General features: G+C 43.7%; 18 protein-coding genes and 1 other RNA gene. 6 read left to right on the forward strand and 13 right to left on the reverse strand.

The features are described from left to right. Positions 1-140 precede the first annotated feature (140 nt). Positions 141-347, forward strand: a complete 207-nt coding sequence (locus DLE54_RS06550; protein WP_011960663.1) for a DNA gyrase inhibitor YacG — start codon at positions 141-143, stop codon at positions 345-347. A gap of 118 nt (positions 348-465) precedes the next feature. After that, positions 466-1,662, forward strand: coding sequence for an aspartate aminotransferase family protein (locus tag DLE54_RS06555; RefSeq protein ID WP_110816653.1), 1,197 nt, complete (start codon positions 466-468; stop codon positions 1,660-1,662). Between the two features lie 97 nt (positions 1,663-1,759). Here DLE54_RS06555 and ruvA read toward each other — a convergent pair whose 3' ends face one another. The 3 genes from ruvA to DLE54_RS06570 all read right to left on the reverse strand — a co-directional run bounded on the left by ruvA (position 1,760) and on the right by DLE54_RS06570 (position 4,482). Further along, positions 1,760-2,392 (reverse strand): Holliday junction branch migration protein RuvA, encoded by a 633-nt coding sequence (ruvA, locus tag DLE54_RS06560; RefSeq protein ID WP_011960665.1) that lies wholly within the window; start codon positions 2,390-2,392, stop codon positions 1,760-1,762. A gap of 167 nt (positions 2,393-2,559) precedes the next feature. Then, positions 2,560-2,928, reverse strand: coding sequence for a hypothetical protein (locus tag DLE54_RS06565; protein WP_011960666.1), 369 nt, complete (start codon positions 2,926-2,928; stop codon positions 2,560-2,562). A gap of 345 nt (positions 2,929-3,273) precedes the next feature. After that, positions 3,274-4,482 carry a phosphoglycerate kinase gene (locus DLE54_RS06570; protein ID WP_011960667.1) on the reverse strand — a complete coding sequence of 403 codons (1,209 nt, stop codon included), beginning with the start codon at positions 4,480-4,482 and terminating at the stop codon, positions 3,274-3,276. A gap of 270 nt (positions 4,483-4,752) precedes the next feature. On the opposite strand from DLE54_RS06570, the gene DLE54_RS06575 reads away from it, so the two are divergent. Then, a complete protein-coding gene (locus tag DLE54_RS06575) occupies positions 4,753-5,082 on the forward strand; it encodes a TraR/DksA family transcriptional regulator (protein ID WP_011960668.1) in 330 nt (109 codons plus the stop codon). 135 nt (positions 5,083-5,217) lie between these two features. Here DLE54_RS06575 and DLE54_RS06580 read toward each other — a convergent pair whose 3' ends face one another. Continuing rightward, positions 5,218-6,252: a serine hydrolase gene (locus tag DLE54_RS06580; protein ID WP_110816654.1), complete on the reverse strand. Its 1,035-nt coding sequence runs from the start codon at positions 6,250-6,252 to the stop codon at positions 5,218-5,220. 436 nt (positions 6,253-6,688) lie between these two features. On the opposite strand from DLE54_RS06580, the gene DLE54_RS06585 reads away from it, so the two are divergent. Continuing rightward, entirely contained in the window at positions 6,689-7,324 is a 636-nt protein-coding gene (locus tag DLE54_RS06585; RefSeq protein WP_011960670.1) for a response regulator, read from the forward strand. Positions 7,325-7,442: 118 nt separating this feature from the next. Here the strand turns inward: DLE54_RS06585 and DLE54_RS06590 are convergent, their stop codons facing one another. Together DLE54_RS06590 and gpmI are read right to left on the reverse strand one after the other, a co-directional pair. Continuing rightward, entirely contained in the window at positions 7,443-8,966 is a 1,524-nt protein-coding gene (locus tag DLE54_RS06590; RefSeq protein WP_227534983.1) for a S41 family peptidase, read from the reverse strand. Between the two features lie 31 nt (positions 8,967-8,997). Continuing rightward, positions 8,998-10,590, reverse strand: coding sequence for a 2,3-bisphosphoglycerate-independent phosphoglycerate mutase (gene gpmI / locus DLE54_RS06595; RefSeq protein ID WP_011960672.1), 1,593 nt, complete (start codon positions 10,588-10,590; stop codon positions 8,998-9,000). Positions 10,591-10,943: 353 nt separating this feature from the next. On the opposite strand from gpmI, the gene ssrS reads away from it, so the two are divergent. Continuing rightward, positions 10,944-11,136, forward strand: a non-coding RNA gene (gene ssrS, locus DLE54_RS06600) — 6S RNA. Positions 11,137-11,212: 76 nt separating this feature from the next. Here ssrS and DLE54_RS06605 read toward each other — a convergent pair. Continuing rightward, entirely contained in the window at positions 11,213-11,821 is a 609-nt protein-coding gene (locus DLE54_RS06605; protein WP_011960673.1) for an FxsA family protein, read from the reverse strand. 226 nt (positions 11,822-12,047) lie between these two features. On the opposite strand from DLE54_RS06605, the gene ruvC reads away from it, so the two are divergent. After that, positions 12,048-12,632, forward strand: a complete 585-nt coding sequence (gene ruvC / locus DLE54_RS06610; RefSeq protein ID WP_011960674.1) for a crossover junction endodeoxyribonuclease RuvC — start codon at positions 12,048-12,050, stop codon at positions 12,630-12,632. 5 nt (positions 12,633-12,637) lie between these two features. Here the strand turns inward: ruvC and DLE54_RS06615 are convergent, their stop codons facing one another. The 6 genes from DLE54_RS06615 to DLE54_RS06640 form a co-directional block, all read right to left on the reverse strand. After that, entirely contained in the window at positions 12,638-13,492 is an 855-nt protein-coding gene (locus DLE54_RS06615) for an META domain-containing protein (protein ID WP_110816656.1), read from the reverse strand. Between the two features lie 35 nt (positions 13,493-13,527). Further along, positions 13,528-14,157 (reverse strand): glutathione S-transferase family protein, encoded by a 630-nt coding sequence (locus tag DLE54_RS06620; protein ID WP_110816657.1) that lies wholly within the window; start codon positions 14,155-14,157, stop codon positions 13,528-13,530. Positions 14,158-14,409: 252 nt separating this feature from the next. Then, positions 14,410-15,051 carry a peroxiredoxin gene (locus tag DLE54_RS06625; protein WP_110816658.1) on the reverse strand — a complete coding sequence of 214 codons (642 nt, stop codon included), beginning with the start codon at positions 15,049-15,051 and terminating at the stop codon, positions 14,410-14,412. 341 nt (positions 15,052-15,392) lie between these two features. Beyond that, positions 15,393-16,088 (reverse strand): DUF2057 family protein, encoded by a 696-nt coding sequence (locus DLE54_RS06630; protein WP_041773329.1) that lies wholly within the window; start codon positions 16,086-16,088, stop codon positions 15,393-15,395. 159 nt (positions 16,089-16,247) lie between these two features. Next, positions 16,248-17,060 carry a DnaA regulatory inactivator Hda gene (gene hda, locus DLE54_RS06635; protein WP_197708883.1) on the reverse strand — a complete coding sequence of 271 codons (813 nt, stop codon included), beginning with the start codon at positions 17,058-17,060 and terminating at the stop codon, positions 16,248-16,250. A 176-nt stretch (positions 17,061-17,236) separates the two neighbouring features. Further along, complete coding sequence (locus DLE54_RS06640; RefSeq protein WP_110816659.1) at positions 17,237-18,337, reverse strand: AI-2E family transporter; 1,101 nt, start codon at positions 18,335-18,337, stop codon at positions 17,237-17,239. Between the last annotated feature and the right edge of the window lie 211 nt (positions 18,338-18,548).

The following is an 18,548-nucleotide window of genomic DNA, read 5'->3' on the forward strand; positions in this document are numbered from 1 at the left end:
AATAATAAAAATAAGGACATTTAAGTCGGCTTAATATAAGGCCTTGGCATCTCGTGCTATAATTTCCTCATCAAGCAGTTGAAACCCACTGGCTATTATAACACTGTACCACCTGCCTTTATTAGGATAAGACGTTACTTATGAGTAAGCCTGCCCCAACCGCTCAAGCGGTCTCTCGCCCAAAAAGCTACCCTTGCCCTCAGTGTCAGAAGTTGACCGTTTGGCAAGACAACCCTTATAAGCCCTTTTGTAGCGACCGCTGCAAGCTCATTGATCTGGGCGCTTGGGCCAATGAGGATTATAAATTACCCGCACAAGATTCGCCCTTCTCTCAAGATTTAGAATAAATTTTGTATTATCATGGTTAAGTCAGCTCAAGACTTGCTGCACCATTATGTATAGCCCCTTACTTTCACTCAGTTCATTGCCTCAGGCTTTGCCTTAGGTTTATTTTAAGGATTTATTATGTCAGTGTCTGCCGCCCACTCTTATATCATGCCCACTTATAGCCCTCAGCCCATCAGCTTTAGCCGAGGAGAAGGCAGCTGGCTATATACCGCTGACAACACCCCTTATTTAGATGCGTTAACCGGTATTGCTGTTTGTGGCCTAGGTCACTGCCACCCTCAAGTAACCGAAGCCATCCAGCAGCAAGCCGCCACTTTGGTGCATACCAGCAATTTATTCCAGATTGAGTGGCAAGAAAAAGCCGCCGAAGCCTTATGTACCGCAGCAGGCATGGACAGCGTGTTCTTCGCCAACAGTGGTGCTGAGGCCAATGAAGCTGCCCTAAAGATGGCACGTCTGTATGGCCATAACAAAGGCTATCCTCACCCAAAAGTCATTGTCATGGAGCGCTCATTCCATGGCCGTACTTTACTTAGCGTTTCGGCCACAGCCAATCCAAAAGCCCGTGAAGGTTTCTTTACCTTAGATGATGACTTTATCCGGGTACCTTTTGGAGACATTGAGGCCATCAAAAAGGCCGCTACAGAGCATCAACAAATCACCGCAGTATTACTCGAGCCCATCCAAGGTGAGGGCGGCCTTAATACTGCCAAAGATGGCTTTAGCTACCTAGAACAAGTACAGGCGGTGTGTGATCAAAACGAGTGGCTGTTTATGCTAGATGAAGTACAGACTGGTAATGGCCGTACTGGGCAATACTTTGCGCATCAGCACAGCAGTGCCAAACCTGATGTATTAACTACGGCCAAAGGTCTGGGCAATGGCTTTCCTATTGGCGCCTGTATGGTACGTGGCCGAGCGCGTGATTTGTTCCAAGTTGGCAGTCATGGCTCAACCTATGGCGGCACGCCTTTAGGCAGCCGTGTGGTACATACTGTTTATACGCTATTAAGCCAAACTGACATCATGCAAAACGCAGCTATCGAAGGCGATTATATTCAAAATAATTTGACCGATGAGCTCAAGTCATTGGGCGTCAGTACCCGCGGCTATGGGATGATGATAGGTGTGGTACTGCCTGAAGCGACCGACTGCAGCACCTTGGTCGATGAGGCACGCCGTACTGAGCAGCTGATTATCAATGTTACTGGCAGCCACGTTGTGCGCTTACTTCCGCCTTTAAATTTAGCCCGTAGTGAAAGTGACCAGCTTATTGAACGATTATCACGCTTGATTAAAAACAAGCTGGCTTAACTGTCACATAAATGCTTAGGCTATTTTGAACACATGAGTTTTGGTAATAAAAAATGGCGCTGTGCTTTTTATAGCACAGCGCCATTGTTGTCACTGCTTAAAAATTAGATAACTGTTTAAGGGTAAGCTTTAACAGGCTTTGGGTATCAACAAGCTGCTGGCCGGCATCCGTCTCACGTGCCGCTTTAATCGCTTGTTGAGCCTCTTTATCACGGTAACCCAGGCTTATAAGTGCTGACTCTACCTCAGCGAGTATCACCCCTTCACTATTGGCCGCGATGCCAATCTGCTGCTCCACTTCAGTTAACAAACTCATGTCGCTTTGGATATGATCGAACTTGCCTTTTAATTCAATCAGCAAGCGCTGCGCCGTTTTTTTACCGATGCCAGGCACTCGGGTTAACGCTGCATCATTTTCGGTATCTATACAGTGCTTAAGCTCAGTGGCCGAAAAAGTCGACATCATGGCCAGCGCCATCTTCGCACCTACCCCATTAACGCGAATGAGCTGACGAAACACATCGCGCTCAGTAGGATGCAAAAATCCATACAGCAACTGTGCATCTTCTCGCACATGCAAATGGGTCCATAACGATGCCATGGCCTCCAGTTGCAATTGACAAAAATCAGGTAAAGGCAGCTCGACCTCATAGCCCACCCCTGAAGCGGTCATTAAGCAAGCCACAGGAGCAGATAAATGACACACACGTCCTTCAATTAGTCCAATCATAGCACTCTATATTATTATAAAATTTAAGATAACCGCCATTATAACAAAGTTAACCGAGCCTTGAGCCAAATTTGGATGCATAAAAAAAGCCCTGAGAATATCAGAGCTTTTTTTGACAGTTATTTTTTATGATTTAAAAGTTAACTCACTGATTAGTGGCTTACTTATTAGTACTGTTGATCTTCAGCAACGGCTTCAGCTACGTTTGGATCTGCTTGAAGGTCTACTTGATCAGTAGTTTTGTTAGCAATATTGTCTGCGCCTTCAGCAACAGCAGTGGCACCGTCAGCAACAGCAGTGGCAGTCGCTTCAGTGGCCGCGTTAGCACCTTCTGCTATCGCTTCACCTGCATTCACAGCAGCGCCTGTGGCTACCGCGCCAGCAGTCTTAGCGTTGTCAACAGCATCATCGCCTGCGCTTTCAGCAGCAGTCTCAACAGCGCCAGCATCTGCAGCTTCTTCTGTCTTTTTGCTACAACCTGTGATTGTAAATGCGCCAGCTACTAATGTTGCCACTAAAAGGTTACGGTATAACATGTGAACTCCTCACAAATGTGATATTAGATATTTTGCAGCATTCTAATGACAATGACCACAAAATACAAGTAGTAATTCGAAAACTTGAATTAAGATAAACTAAATTGGCTTAGGATTAGCAGAGCCATAACTTGAGCTTAATTCATTAATTATTCAGCATGGATTGGGCATTATAGTGACCAATCAAATATAAGGCAGCCCTAAAACCACCTTATCAATTATATGATATGCTGTCTACTGAAGTTTATTTCAAGCCCCAAATGCACGCCGTTATACCCTATTATTGTAAGCCTAAGCCTAGCCTTGATAATAGGGTATTAGAGGCTATTTAGGTAATTTGTAAACCTATTTACTGTGGTTGGCTTCTAGCGCAGCCACTGCTGGCAAGGTTTTACCTTCAACAAATTCTAAAAATGCACCACCGCCGGTTGACATATAGCTCACACCATCTTCTACATTAAATTTATGGATGGCTGCTAATGTATCACCGCCACCTGCAATAGAAAATCCAGCACTGTCTTTAACCGCCTCTGACAACAAGCGAGTACCTTCACTGAACGCTTCTACTTCAAATACGCCCACAGGGCCATTCCACAAGATAGTAGCCGCATTTTTTACCGCTTCAAAAATATGCTCAGCACCTTCTGAGGCGATGTCTAAAATCATCTCATCTTCGCCCACTTGCTCAATACTTCTGTGAATAGGGGTTGCTGATTCTAACGAATTTAAGAAGTCATCAAAGTTAATTTGATTTTTGTCAGCCACTACAACATTTTTTGGCAATAAAATGTCAGTTTGCTGCATAATTTGTTTGGCGGTATCTATCATTTCAGCTTCATATAATGACGCACCTACTGAGTGGCCTTGGGCAGCAATAAAGGTATTGGCAATACCGCCGCCAACAATAATTTGATCACAGATTTTGGCAAGGCTGATAAGCACATCTAGTTTGGTAGAGACCTTCGAGCCACCAACGATGGCCACTAGCGGCTTTTTAGGTTTGTGCAAAGCTTTGTCTAACGCATCTAATTCAGCGGCCAATAATGGACCGGCACACACCACTTTACCTGCTTTAGCAGCGGCCTGAATCACACCTTCTGTAGACGCTTGTGCTCTATGCGCAGTACCAAAAGCGTCCATGACAAACACATCACACAGATCGGCATAATGCTGTGACAAAGAGTCACTGTTCTTCTTCTCGCCCACATTAAAGCGGACATTCTCTAATAACACCACGTCACCTGGTGCCACAGTCACCTCTTGCTCAGTATAGGTCTTATCCAAACGCACAGGTTGATTTAGATGCTCGCTTAAATAATCGGCGACTGGCTGCAATGAGTATTTTTCTTCATAGTCACCTTCAGTTGGACGGCCTAGATGCGAGCAAACCAGTACAGCAGCCCCTTTTTCAAGCGCCAGTTTGATGGTTGGAAGACTAGATTGTAGACGGGCATCATTGGAGATTTTGCCATTTTGAACTGGCACGTTTAAATCTTCACGGATCAATACGGTTTTGCCTGATAAATCTTGGTTTTCCATTCTAGCGAAGTTCATGTCATTACCCTGTGTCAATATAAAGAAAAAGCTGTGCGCTTACACAGCTTTAAAAGATTAGGTTGATATAAATTTGTGGCAATTTTAGCATATTTTGTTATAAATTTTGGCCCAAGTTGCAGCAAAATCTATTGTCTGATTATTACAAGGCGTATGCTGCAATCTCAACGCTTGAAACAGGCGCTTTTAAAGACTTATTAGACAATAAGTGCTACTATAATAAGTATAAATAATAAATCATAAATCTACCCTAATTTAAGGAGAGCACCCATGAGTAGAGACTTTACTAAGGCAAAAGAGCGCTTATTAGAGCTGCAACAAGAATATCAAAACCGCATCGATAAGATTGAAGACCACATTCACAATCCGCAAGATGACTTAAACAGCCACTGGGATGATCAAGCCATCTCTATGCGTGAAAACGAAATGCGCAAAACCTTATTGGTAGAGGCTCAGCAAAGCTTAACTTACGTCAATAACGCCCTAAGCCGTATCGACAATGGCACTTATGGTGAATGTACGGTTTGTGGCGAAGATATCGAGGACAAAAGACTTGAGGCTGTGCCCTACGCTACGCTTTGTATGCAACACGCCTCTTAGGCTTAGCCGGTTTCCATAATAAACCAAGTAATACAAAAAAAGATTGCCCTACTAAGTAGAGCAATCTTTTTTTGTAAAGCAGCCAGTGATCATCATCAACCACCGCGGCTAATTGGCTTTATAGATATCACTGTATTAAATAGTACGACGTGAGGCTAAGTTGGTTAAGATGGTTTCGGCATCATTCCAGCGGGTATTTGAGTTATCTGCCCCTAATATTACGATAATGGCCGGCTTGTTATTCACTCGAGTTTCCATCACCACACACTGACCCGCTTCATTAATAAAACCGGTCTTTGAGATGCCAATAGGATAGGTGCCGCTACGTACTAACTTACTGGTGTTGTTAGCAGGGTACGTACGGTTACCCGCTGAGTAGTTGGCCACATAGAAGTCATAGTTTTTGGTGGTGGAGAAGCGGCGAATCACTTCATATTGACCAGCAGCTTGAACCATTTTCGCTAAGTCTACCGGAGAGGCAACATTACGCTTGTCTAGTCCAGTGGGGTCACCAAAAAAAGCACTGGTCATGCCAAGTGAGCGGGCTTTGGCATTCATAGCACGCATAAAGGCATCATAGCCACCTGGATAGTTACGTGCCAAAGATTTTGCTGCTGGGTTTTCTGATTTCATCAAGGCCATTAACAAAAGCTCAGCACGGTTCATGCGGTCGCCTGATTTTAAGCGTGAGCTGGCACGCTTAGGGCCCACAAAATCTTCTGGATCAAGTTTAATCTCTTCACGCATATCAAGGCCGGCATCTAACACCACCATAGCCGTCATGATTTTGGTGATAGAGGCGATGGGACGTGCCACATCGGCATTTTTTTGATAAAGAGGCTTGCCTGTTTCTACATCGAGCACGATAACACCGCGCGAGCCGGTCGAAATAGGCAGTGAATCGTAGTAGCTTGTGCTGTTGGTGGCAAAGTTATTGCTTGAGTAAGAAGGACTGGTGGTACTGTTGTATGAGGAGGTATTCGGGTTTGAGTACATGATATTGCGGGCTTCAGAGAGGCCGCCTGCGTTACCCCACTGAACTTGCGCATTGCCTGTCTTACCTGGCTCAACTATTGTCAGTGCAGCATTTGATGCTGAGCTTAAAGTACCCAGACCCAATGCGATGCAGACAAAGATAAAAGATTTGTTGAAAGATTTATTTATGCTCATAAGTCATCCCACTTGAGTCGTAAAATTATAGTGTAAAAGCTTTAGCTAGGTATTAACGCAGATTAGTATGAGGCGCCACTGGTTCAGCCAGCACCTTTAATAAAAATCAGTACAAAATGATACTCAACCTAACAAGATTGAACTTCTAATATCACAACCAGTACCACAAATTTTTATACAAAATTAGCCATATTATGTTTTAAACTTAACGATATTTACAAACTTGAATATCATTTCATAAATTTAAACACCATACTAATACTAAATATAGCCTGTGTGTTAATTATCTTAACATCATTGGTTAATGTCGTTAAGCACTAATTCCCAAGTTAGGCCTGGGATTAAGGTATGTTGTCAATTCAAAACATTCCTTTTACGCTACAGTAACATAAAAATACTGGTATCATAGCTTTATAAGTTTTTTTAGGATGTATATATGATTAAAGTTTTGGTGGTTGATGATCATGACCTCGTAAGAATGGGGATTAGTAGAATGCTCGCTGACGACCCCGAGATTGAAGTAATAGGTGAGGCTGATAGTGGCGAAGCTGCGATTAGAATGGTTAAAGCGCTATCCCCAGATGTGGTACTCTTAGATGTAAACATGCCTAATATTGGCGGTGTAGAAACCACAAAACGCTTGCGTCAATTTGATGAAAAGGTAAAAATATTAGCAGTCAGTAGTGTCTCCTCACAGCCCTACCCCTCTATGTTATTAAAGGCGGGGGTTAATGGCTACATTACCAAAGGTACACCACTTGATGAGATGATTAAAGCCATTAAAAAAGTGTATCAAGGCAGCAAGTACTTTAGCAGTGATGTCGCTGAGCAGTTGGCCGATATGCTACTGACAGACAATGAAGAATCCCCTTTTGATAGATTAAGCGAGCGCGAAAAACAAGTGGCAATGATGGTAGTCAACTGTCAAAGCCCGCAGCAAATAGCCGATCAGCTTTTTGTGAGCGTAAAAACTGTTAACACTTATCGCTACCGAATTTTTGAAAAAGTCGGTGTCGACAGTGATGTAAAACTCACTCATTTAGCAATGCGTCATGGACTGATTACCCCTTAACGCTGCCATGTGGCTATTTTGGCTAAAAATCTATAAAAACCTCAATATAATCAAAAGCCGCTAATCTATTAGCGGCTTTTTTTATAATTTCTGGTGGTTATCTAAGCTAGTAAGCGGCTTAATAATCATTGGTGATGGAGATACCATTTAATTTATCATCAAACTTAATACCAAGTGGTCTGTCTTGCGACAGCAATAAATTAACCGCTTGCTGCTGCCAGTCTTGACCATCATGAGGCAACACCACATCAGGTTTGACCCCAACACCATCGATAAGCTCACCTTTGGCACTGCGATACTCGGCCACAGTCAGCTTTAACGCCCCGCCGGCCTCTAAAGGCACCACCTCTTGTACCGTGCCCTTACCAAAGCTTTGCTCACCGACTATCTTAGCGCGTTTATTGCTTTTAAAGCTGCTTGCCAATACTTCAGCTGCAGACGCAGAATAGCGATTTTGTAATACCACCACCGGCAGGTCCGCCAAATAAGGGGTACCATTAGACTTAATCAATTGACTGTGATTGGTTCTATTGCGTACCTGAATCAGCCCAGCGTCGCTCATAAATAAGCTCACAATGTCAATGGCTGATGACAGTACGCCACCTGGATTATTACGCACATCAAGTACAACGCCCGTTATCGGTACACCCGTCTGCTTTAAGGCTTTAATCAACTGATCTTTTGAGCCATTTTGAAACACAGGCAGGCGAATAACGGCAATACTGTCTTGCACGGTGACCCCAAGCTCATTGTCTGAGGCCAAATTGCGCTGCAATAACATATTGCGTCTTGGCCCCTGCTGTCCGGACACCGTTATCTGCACTTGCGAGCCGGCAATGCCTGATAGCAGCTGCTGAATGTCTTGTTCACTCATATCTGAGGTAAGATCTGCGTTTTTTATGCGTAAAAGCTTATCGCCGATAGCAATACCAGCTTCTTTGGCAGACGACTGCGCCTCAACTTTAGTGATTACCCAGTTTTTTATGGCCGCATCGTATTTAACTGACAATCCCACCTGACCAATTTCACCATCCGTAAAGCTGCGCAAATGCTCATAGTTCTCAGGCGTGAGGTACTCAGCATGCTTATCAAGTCGCTCTAGCATGCCGCTGATGGCTTGTTGAAATAAGGTTTCGTCATTCACCGGACGCACATAATCGTGGCGGATAACATCGATAACTTCTACAAAGGTTTGAATAACTTGTGGCGAAATGGCATTTAAAGGCACATGCTCTACCCCCAAGCGATGTTGCTCGTTGTCATCCATTTCTTCATCAAATTCGACGTCATCAAGTACGGGCTGCGCATCGATATCATCATCACTGACACCATCACTGATGTCCTCTGGATGGGCGACAGCATCTATGTCATCGCACTCTTGCCCACAAAGCGCTTGAGTTTGCTGTGCGCTTTGAGCCAAATTACCTAATTTAACCGCCGCTTCTGTACCTGATTTGGCAGGCGTTGATAATGATGAGCGGTTACTTGATGTGGCAATATCATTGTCAGAGCCTACATCGACAGTAGCACAGCCGCTCAAAGCCAGTGCTGTGGCCAACACTGAGCTATAAATTACAGCTTTTATCGCTAATACACCCTGATGTGGGGTCCGGGCTCGACACTCAGAAGGCTCAACGCTCATCATATACTCTACGGTTGGTTAAAATAAAAGCTTATTTGGCTTCTAACAAGTTAATACCAGTCATTTCAGTCGGCACGCTTAGTCCCATTAGACCTAAAAGGGTTGGCGCAATGTCACTCAATTTGCCGCCTTCACGTACGCTTACCTTTTTGTCACCCACATAGATTAAAGGCACATGCTCGGTGGTATGCTGGGTGTGTACCTGCCCGCTTTCATAATCTTGCATCTGTTCACAGTTGCCATGATCGGCTGTAATGAGTAGATGTCCCCCCGCCTTAATGGTCGCTTCGGCTACTTCGCCTACAGCCACATCGAGCGCTTCGACGGCTTTAACTGCTGCCTCAAAATTACCCGTATGGCCGACCATATCGCCATTGGCATAGTTAACCACCAGCACATCATATTTACCCGATTCGATGGCTTCTACTAAGTTTTTGGTCACTTCAGGCGCGCTCATTTCAGGCTTTAAGTCATAGGTTTCTACATCAGGTGATGGGATCAAAATACGCGACTCACCGGTGTACTCATCTTCTCGGCCGCCACTAAAGAAGAAAGTGACGTGTGCAAACTTCTCAGTTTCTGCAATTCTAAGCTGAGTTTTATTGTTGTCTTGTAGATACTCACCCAAGGTATTGTGTAGCGTAGTGGGCGCATAAGCCACAGAAGTCTTAGGATTGGCGGCCAGCTCATCAGAGTAATGCGTCATCATCACAAATGCTGATAAGTTCGGCTGTTTTTGTCGCGCAAAGCCTGCAAACTCATGATCAGGTAATACAAAGGCTTGTGTCAGCTCACGTGCTCTATCAGCACGGAAGTTCATAAAGATAACCGCATCATTATCATCGATAGTTATTGGTGTCTCGCCATGCTCAATCACATTGGTGGGGCTAACAAACTCGTCCGTTTCTCTTGATTTGTAAGCGGCCTGTACCGCACCATCAGCCCGTGTCGCCATACGCTCAGACACACCCAGCGTTAATAAGTCATAAGCCTTTTGTACTCTATCCCAGCGATTATCACGATCCATGGCAAAGTAGCGGCCGATGATACTGGCAATTTGTACATTGCTTTCATAATACCCGTTTAAATTGGCTAAGAATTCTTTTAGGCGCTTGATGTATTTATCAGCAGATTTTGGTGGTGTATCACGGCCATCTAAGAAGCAGTGTACATACACCCCTTTTGCGCCGTGAACCACAGCGGCATGACACATGGCTTCAATATGATCTTGATGCGCATGCACACCGCCATCTGACAATAGACCCATGATATGTACATTGCCGCCAGCGTCTGTCGCCGCTTTTACCGCATCTACTAAAGCGGGGTTCTTATAGAAGTCACGGTTTTTGATATCGCGCGAAATGCGAGTAGAATCTTGGTATAGCACACGGCCAGCACCCAGATTCATATGACCCACTTCCGAGTTACCAAATTGACCCTCTGGTAGGCCAACATCTTCACCTGAGCCTGAGACTAATCCATGCGGATAAGCTTTATTGATACGGTCTAAGTTTGGTGTATTGGCAGCAGCGACTGCATTGTCCTGCTCATCCTCACGATACCCAAAGCCATCTAAAATCATCAGAACGTGTGGAATTTTTTTATTGTTATCTGCTGCTACCATTTAGTTTTTCTCCAGTTATATTACAGTTATTTTTAAATAACTATTGGCAAGGACTATCGGCAGGTTATGTCTAACCTGATCCTGCCAGTCTATAAAATTGACAAAATTTTGATCAAACTTGAACGCCCATATTCTACCACATAAGCGGCATTAACTATAATGCAAGATTGTGAACGCTTATTATTTAAAGGCTTGAGGCTCACTTATGATCATTTAGCTTAAGCTAGGTGCTGCTAAAATTTTTTATAAATTTTGGGTTAACTTTAAGGTTAATTGTCTTTAAGCTATTACCTTTGTTAACAAAGTTACCCCCGTTTTTATTTGCAACTCGTATCTTTTTTGGTTAGAATCTTTAGACTCTGAAGTGTTCGCCAGTGGATGTTATTCCCTGAGCCGATAATGCACTAAATGGATGTGCTATCTATTGTCTTATTGTGTATGCCTGCACTGCTTGCAGTGACTCAGGAAACCTTAAGAGGCAATGACGCATCCGCCCTGAACTTCACGGTTCATGGGTCCCCATCTTACAGCGGCACTTCGGTCCTCATTAAAAAAAAGCCCTTTATGCTCAGTGCATAAAGGGCTTTTTCGTGACTAGAGGTGGAGGACTTAGCCAGCAATTCTAGTCGTCATTGGCAGGCTTGTTTAGCTTTTTAACATCTTTTATCACAGGCTTAGCTGAGCCATCGACTGTGGTATTTCTTTTGTAGACATTACCAAAAGGATTGGCGCCTTTAGGACCTGATTGACCACCGAAAGGGTTTGGACCGCCAAATGGATTGCCACCAGCACCGCCCATACCGCCAAATGGATTTTGTCCACCCATTTGTTTGGCCATCATTTCCATCATTTTTTGTTGGTTATTCATCACATAGTTATTGGCCATGTCTTTTAGTTTCTTCTGGACTGGTGGTAGTATCACCAATAATGCCAGTAAGTCAGATAACAACCCAGGTATCAGCAATAAAATACCGCCGACAGCCATGGCTACCGTCTTAATAATGGTATTCTCTGGTGGACGCATTGCAGGGTTCATCATGCCACCTGCCTTCATTTGCTGCGCCATAGGATTAAGGGTCGTCATACCTCGACGAATTAGGCTTATGCCAATCACAGCAGCGATGATAAACCAGATAAACACCCACCAGCCGCTAATGAACTGGGCAACCAGATACCACAGTAGCATTTCAATGATAAACCATACGATGGCTAAGCCAACTAACTGACCCATAATGTGTCGTCCTTTTTAAGTTGCTAATAATCTAAGTAATAAAAATTTTAAATGGCGAAAACAATCAAAATATAAATTTTGTATAGTGGTTAAGTATATGGGGATGGCTTGCTATACTATCAAATATAAAGCTTGTTTTGTTGCGCTTTAGCACAAAAAATCTCAAATAAAGTCAACAAGATGAGCGAAGAATAATTTTTATTTTTTGAGGATTAAAAATAATAATATGGCGATAATCATAGGTATTGACCCCGGCTCAAGAATGACCGGATATGGCATTATCCATCAAAAAGGCGATACCCTACGCTATCTTGATGCAGGCACCATTCGCACCGATACTAAGGAGATGCCAGAGCGCTTAAAGCGAATATTCCAAGGCCTGACCCGCATCACTCAGTACCATTTAAAATACTCAGATGAGCCCATCCACGCCGCAGTTGAACAGGTATTTATGGCCGAAAACCCCGACTCTGCCCTAAAACTTGGCCAAGCACGTGGCGCCGCTATTGCCGCCTTGGTCGCCTTGGATTTGGAGGTATCAGAATACACCGCACGTCAGATTAAGCAGTCGGTATGTGGCTATGGCGCCGCTGATAAGGTACAAGTACAGGAGATGGTGTGCCGTATACTAAAACTTGATGTGACCCCTCAACAAGATGCAGCAGATGGTCTTGCTTGTGCGATTTGTCATGCTCACTCAAGCCACTCTATGAATAAGCTACTGATGAACAGTACACTACGTGGCCGCGGCACCTCTAAGAAGAAGGGCCGCTGGCGTTTAACTGAAGAGGATTTAGCAAGCTTGAAATAGCACATTTAAGGCGTATCAGCAATGCCGTAAGGCGTATCAGCAATGGCGCTCTCCACCACGGCATCTAACACATAAACAAACTGCTTGCCCTTAACATCGACAGGATCCACCACAAAGCGCTTGAGACGCAGCACTGTGTTTACGGTGCTATCATGGGTATAGCCCTCGATATCACCCACAAATAGCGACCATGGCCCCTCCCCAGTCTTGATACCTTTATCATCGTAGATAACTGGACGTACTTTTAAGCAAGTTTTGGTGCTGCCATCAGGACAGGGCGGCTTATGGTGATCCACACGCCAAAATACAATATCAGGGTGTTGTTTATAGCGCGCTTCTGCCGTTTGAGCACCTTGCCATACTAAGCTGTGGCCATTGGCTGTGGTCTGAGTCAATAATGGCGCAGCATCTTTTTTATAAATCAACTGACTGCTGCCTTGCATGAGCTGTGCCAGTAACCGCTCAGCATCATTAATCTTGGGCTCACACATCATCTCAGTGCTTGCAACCGTTGTGACCACCAGCACATTGCTATTGAGTGAGTAGCTGCCGCCCATACGGTTACAACCAACGCCAAAACTAACCCAGCTCTCGCCTGGTGACTGACCAAAGTCCAAGGCGACCTGTTGTTTAATATCATCAAGCACAGTAACAGGATGACCGCTGCCATCATTCACACTAATTAGCTGCCAATGATAATAAGACAGATCGGTGTGCTTGAGGGTAGCGACTGCTGTGGTATCTGGCATCACAACTGCTGTGTCCTTGCTATCTTGACCAGCCAGAAGCGTGCCTTGACAGCTGGTTAAAAGTAACGTACTGCTCAGTAACCCCAAGCTTAGCGCTGATGTTTTTAACATAGTCTATCCCTTGGATATCGCGACCCTTGAACCAATTATTTTTTTAGCCCAAAGCGCTCATTCATATTTTTGTAAAAACGGGCAATGCCATCACCATGAGCGGTGGGATCGAACTTTAACAATCGGCCAAAGTCTAATCCTATATATAACACAATATCTGCATAACTTAGCTGGTTGCCCACCAGGTAATCATGCTCGGTTAAGATATTGTCAAAATAAGGTAAGCTTTTTTCTGCGCGCGCAATAGACTTAGCAGCGAACTCAGGAACTTGATCGACTCGATGTGCTTTTGAGGGATGACTATGCTGAAAAGCCAACATGAAGTTATATAGCACTTCAAATTCAGCAGCTCGGCGAATTGAACATACTTGCGCCCGCTGCACCACGTCATTACCCATCACTGAACGCTCACCGTATACCCTATCCATATACTCACAAATGGCCTGCGAATCATTTAGCACAGTGCCATCTTCTAGTACCAGTACCGGTAGCAGTTTAAGCGGGTTTATCTTGGCAAACTCTTCAGTCAGATGCTCGCCTTTGGCCATATCAATATCAATTACTTCGATATCATCAATGTCATCGATATCAATGCCTTTGGCTTGTAATAAAAGTACCACTTTGCGTGGATTTGGCGCTTTACGGGTTAAATATAATTTTTTCATCTCAAACTCCTTTTGAGTGGGGTTACTGCTTAGCCAAGGTGACTAAATCTTTGTTAATCATACCAAATTATAGCCAAAACACCATCACCATATTTATTATGCTGCTGAATTTATTTACTAAAAGTTTGGCTCAAAAAAAGCCCCCACGGCTTAACGTCATGAGGGCTACAAAACTTGTTACATACTTGTATCGACGTTTAAGTGCTTCTATTCACGCTCAGAGGCTATTTTTAGCACCATAGACGAACCGCTTTATTTGTTTGGCTGCGGCGTCGTACGTAAGTAAGGCTTAATTTCAGTAAAGCCTTTTGGATAGTCTTTTTCTGAGATATCTTGGGTTTTAATGCTTGGTGGGATGATAACGTCATCGCCATCTTTCCAGTCTACAGGCGTGGCCACATTATAAGCATCGGTTAACTGTAGCGCGTCAATGGCACGTAAAATCTCATCAAAGTTACGGCCCACACTGGCAGGATAAGTTAATACAAGACGTACTTTCTTTTTGGGATCAATAATAAACACACTACGTACTGTGTGAGTGGTTGCTGCATTTGGATGAATCATGTCGTATAGCTCAGCAACTTTTTTATCTTCATCGCCAATAATTGGGAAGTTCAATGCGGTGCCTTGAGTCTCACCGATGTCGTTGGCCCACGCTTTATGATCTTCTACATTGTCTACAGAGATACAGATAGGCTTAACACCACGCTTTTGAAACTCACCATTTAACGCAGCAGCACGGCCTAATTCAGTGGTGCATACTGGCGTAAAGTCAGCAGGATGGGAGAAGAAAACCACCCAGTTATCACCTGCCCAATCATAAAAGTTAATATCACCATCAGTAGTGGGTGCATTGAAATTTGGTGCATCATCGCCTAGACGTAAATGTGCCATAATCTAAATCCTTATTTATTGTTGGTTGGTTTGCTTCTGCGCCGCAGCGGGCTGTGCCACTGGACTACTGTGTTTATAGTAGCAAAACAAACCCGCTAAGACTATGCTAGATTGTAAAGCCAATATCGATATCGATATCCCATAATTGCAATAAGCCGCTTCTGCTAATCTTTAGTCTTGACCTCCTCCCCTCGCTAAACCGAGGAGATTGCGACAGCTAGACGATAAAAAAAACCCGCCAGCGCACTGACGGGTAATCTTAATCCGTAATCAAACCAATTTTTAGCTGTTTATTAAGCCAGGCTCTCCTTGCTCAATACTGCCTCTACTTAGTGATTTGATTATTTTTCAATCCACTGACGGATTTTTTCACGCTCACTTGGTGTCGCTTGTAACCATAGCTGCATAAAGTTATCTAGCGTATCAGTATTTTGCTGACTGCTGCTAACGGGCGTGCTTATAGGCGCGATAGCTGCCGAGTTTGAACTGGCTTGAGTGGTAGATGAGCTGTTAACAGCAGCAATGGCTTTTTGGTTTTCAACCTGCGCTGAATCACCACCACCAAAAATACTGCTTAAACCTGAAAACAGTCCATTTTGTTGTACTTGAGCTTTCGATTCAGCCAAGACAGTTGAGCCTTTCATAACCGCTAATGTAGGCGCTTTAGCGTATTTTTTGGCCTCTTCATATTCTTCTGGCTGACCTGGCATGGCCAAACGATAGGTCTGATTGTCTTGCAAATCAGCGGTTACTGTTATATTAGCCGAGCGTAAGTAATCATGATCATCACCGCGCAAGTTGTCATACAGACGTTCGTATTTGGCAGTAATGACATGCTTACCTGGCTGTAACACAAAGGTCTGCTGTAGTGGCTGAAATATGCTCGTATTGTACTGCTGACCGTTTAATACGGCTACCTTAATATTATCGTCCACTTTTAAAGTCACATCAGCATGAGCCAATGTCATTGACCCTATACCTAAAGCGGCCAGTGCAACTAGCGGTTTAACAAAAGCATTACTTCGACAGTCATTCATAAAAAGGCCTTAAAGTTTATAATTTAATAATAGAGGCAATAAGAGAGTCAAGACGGATACGGGGCAATGTTACGCCTTGGCTTTAATGGATGATTTTAACGGCAGCTTAGCCATTATGAAAGCTTTTATTGTACTAAGCTGTCAATAACCAGTCTAGGCTTAAAAATTAAAAGTCATATTGTCGCGGTAAGCGCTGTTTTCTTCAGACTTAGATAAAAAGTCTTCTTGTGCTTCTTGATGAATATCCTCAAGCTCAGCCATTAAGGTATGCTCATCAATCATAGTAATCGCTTGGCTAATCACAGATTTTGAGACATAAGCACGGTTTAGATTAGAAAATAGCGGTTGAATTACGTTGAGCACATCGAGCATACCACCGATACGGTGTGGTCCCTCTTCTAATAAATGCTCTGTAATACGTGAATCAAACTGCCAGCCCCGCCTGCGCATAATTGACTCAAGCATGGCCTTCCTATCTGCTATATCGTGACCTTCAGGCACTCTAAAGGCCGGAGACTGAATGAGACGGGTCAATAAATCAGGCAACTCAAAAGGCAGCTCGGTCGCGGGGGTTTTGGCCGCAAAAATAAGCTGACCACGTCCCTCTCGACTACGATTAATCAAGTGAAAGATGGCCTCTTGCCACTCACGGCTGTCTTTAATTGCCTCCAAATCATCAATGGCAACCAAATCAAAGCTCTCTAATGAAGCTAATACCGCCACATCAGTATGTAGCAGCTCTTTTAAAGACAGACAGATTGCCGACTTATCCATCTCCATATAAGACTCACAAATGGCCGACAATAAATGGGTTTTACCAGTAGCAGCACTGCCAAAGATATACATCTGCCCGATCAAACCCACATGCATCTGACGCACAGCATCTATTAAAGTCGACCAACCCGGGCCAGCAAAATCACTTAGGCTAGCATCTTTTTTTACTTCTAGATTTAAACTTAATTGATTTGTCATCAGGCTAGTATCTCGGCTCGATATCACTTTATAACGCTTATTTATACCACAATTTTCTTAACAATAATATGGCATTAGTTGCCAATAAGCCAGTGAAGCGTAACAAACCGCTGATACACGCAGCGGCTTGGGATAAAAAACAGCTTGTTAAGTGAGCTTGAGTGCTCTAAATGGACTTATTTAAACAGCTTATACTGTTTACGACCTTTGTAAAAATCAGTCTGTTTATACGCCTCATAACCATGATGGAATAACACATTTAAGATGGCAGAGACTGGCAATGCAATCAGCATACCCACAAAGCCCATTAAACTTGCACCTGCCAATACCGCAAAAATCACCCAAAGCGGTGACAGGCCAATTTTATCACCTAACAGCAGCGGCTGTAATACATAACCCTCTACCGCTTGCCCCACCATAAAGGCGCCCGCAATTAGGCCAAGATGCACCCAATCCATCCCAAACTGGAATAAGCCGGCGATGATAGCGGCGATAAAGCCAAGCCCAAAACCTAAATAAGGCACAAAGCTTGCGATACCAGCCACCATACCGATAATCAGACCCAAATCCAGTCCTATCAGCTGCAGCTGTACAGCATAGACCACACCCAGCAAAATCATAACCAGCAGTTGACCCTTAATAAAGGCCATTAACGCATTATCACAATCATGCACGATTTCAATAATTTTAGGGGCACTGGCTTTTGGTAAGGCTTTTTTCCAAGTCTGTAAGCGCTGATTCCAGTTAAATAAGAAATAAAAGGTCAAAATAGGCACTAAGACCACCAAACCGGTGCTATTAATCACTGCCAGACTTGAATTTAATACCTGCATAAAAAAGGACTGCGCATCCGCTACATTATAGTTCTTATTTAGGTAATCAAGCGCCGTCTCAGAGACAATATGACTCTCTAACGGCGGCAAATGAAATTGACTGTTGTTATTCACCCACACTCGAATATCATTGTTATACCACTCCACAACACGTGGTAAATACTCCCAAGCAGACTGAAGCTGTTCCCACAAAGTCGGCAGCAACCACCATAACAACGCACCAAATCCCACAATAATCGCTGTATACACGAAAATAATCGCCAGCCAGCGTGGCATAAAGCGCGCCATACGTGTCACGACAGGGTTAAACAAATAAGCAAGAATAAACGCACATAAAAACGGCACAATTACCGGAATGAGCAAATACAATAACCCCAAACCAATAACCATTGCCACGACTATAAATAATCGCCTAAAAAACGGATCTACTCTTGCAACCTGCATAATTTTTCTTCTCTTAATCAAGGGGCAGCCTAGGGATAACCAACTGGTTAAAGCATAACACGTGCAAAAGTATAATCACCCCCTACCTGCCGCAACTATTCACGATAAACTTGACTCTATGGCCCAGATACAATGTTAAATTAACTGTATATTAATCTTAAAGCGAGTAATGATTAACTAGATTTTGGTCATTTTTTGTTTTTAATCACAA

It is taken from the genome of Psychrobacter sp. YP14 (assembly GCF_003209315.1).
Taxonomy (GTDB): Bacteria; Pseudomonadota; Gammaproteobacteria; order Pseudomonadales; family Moraxellaceae; genus Psychrobacter; species Psychrobacter raelei.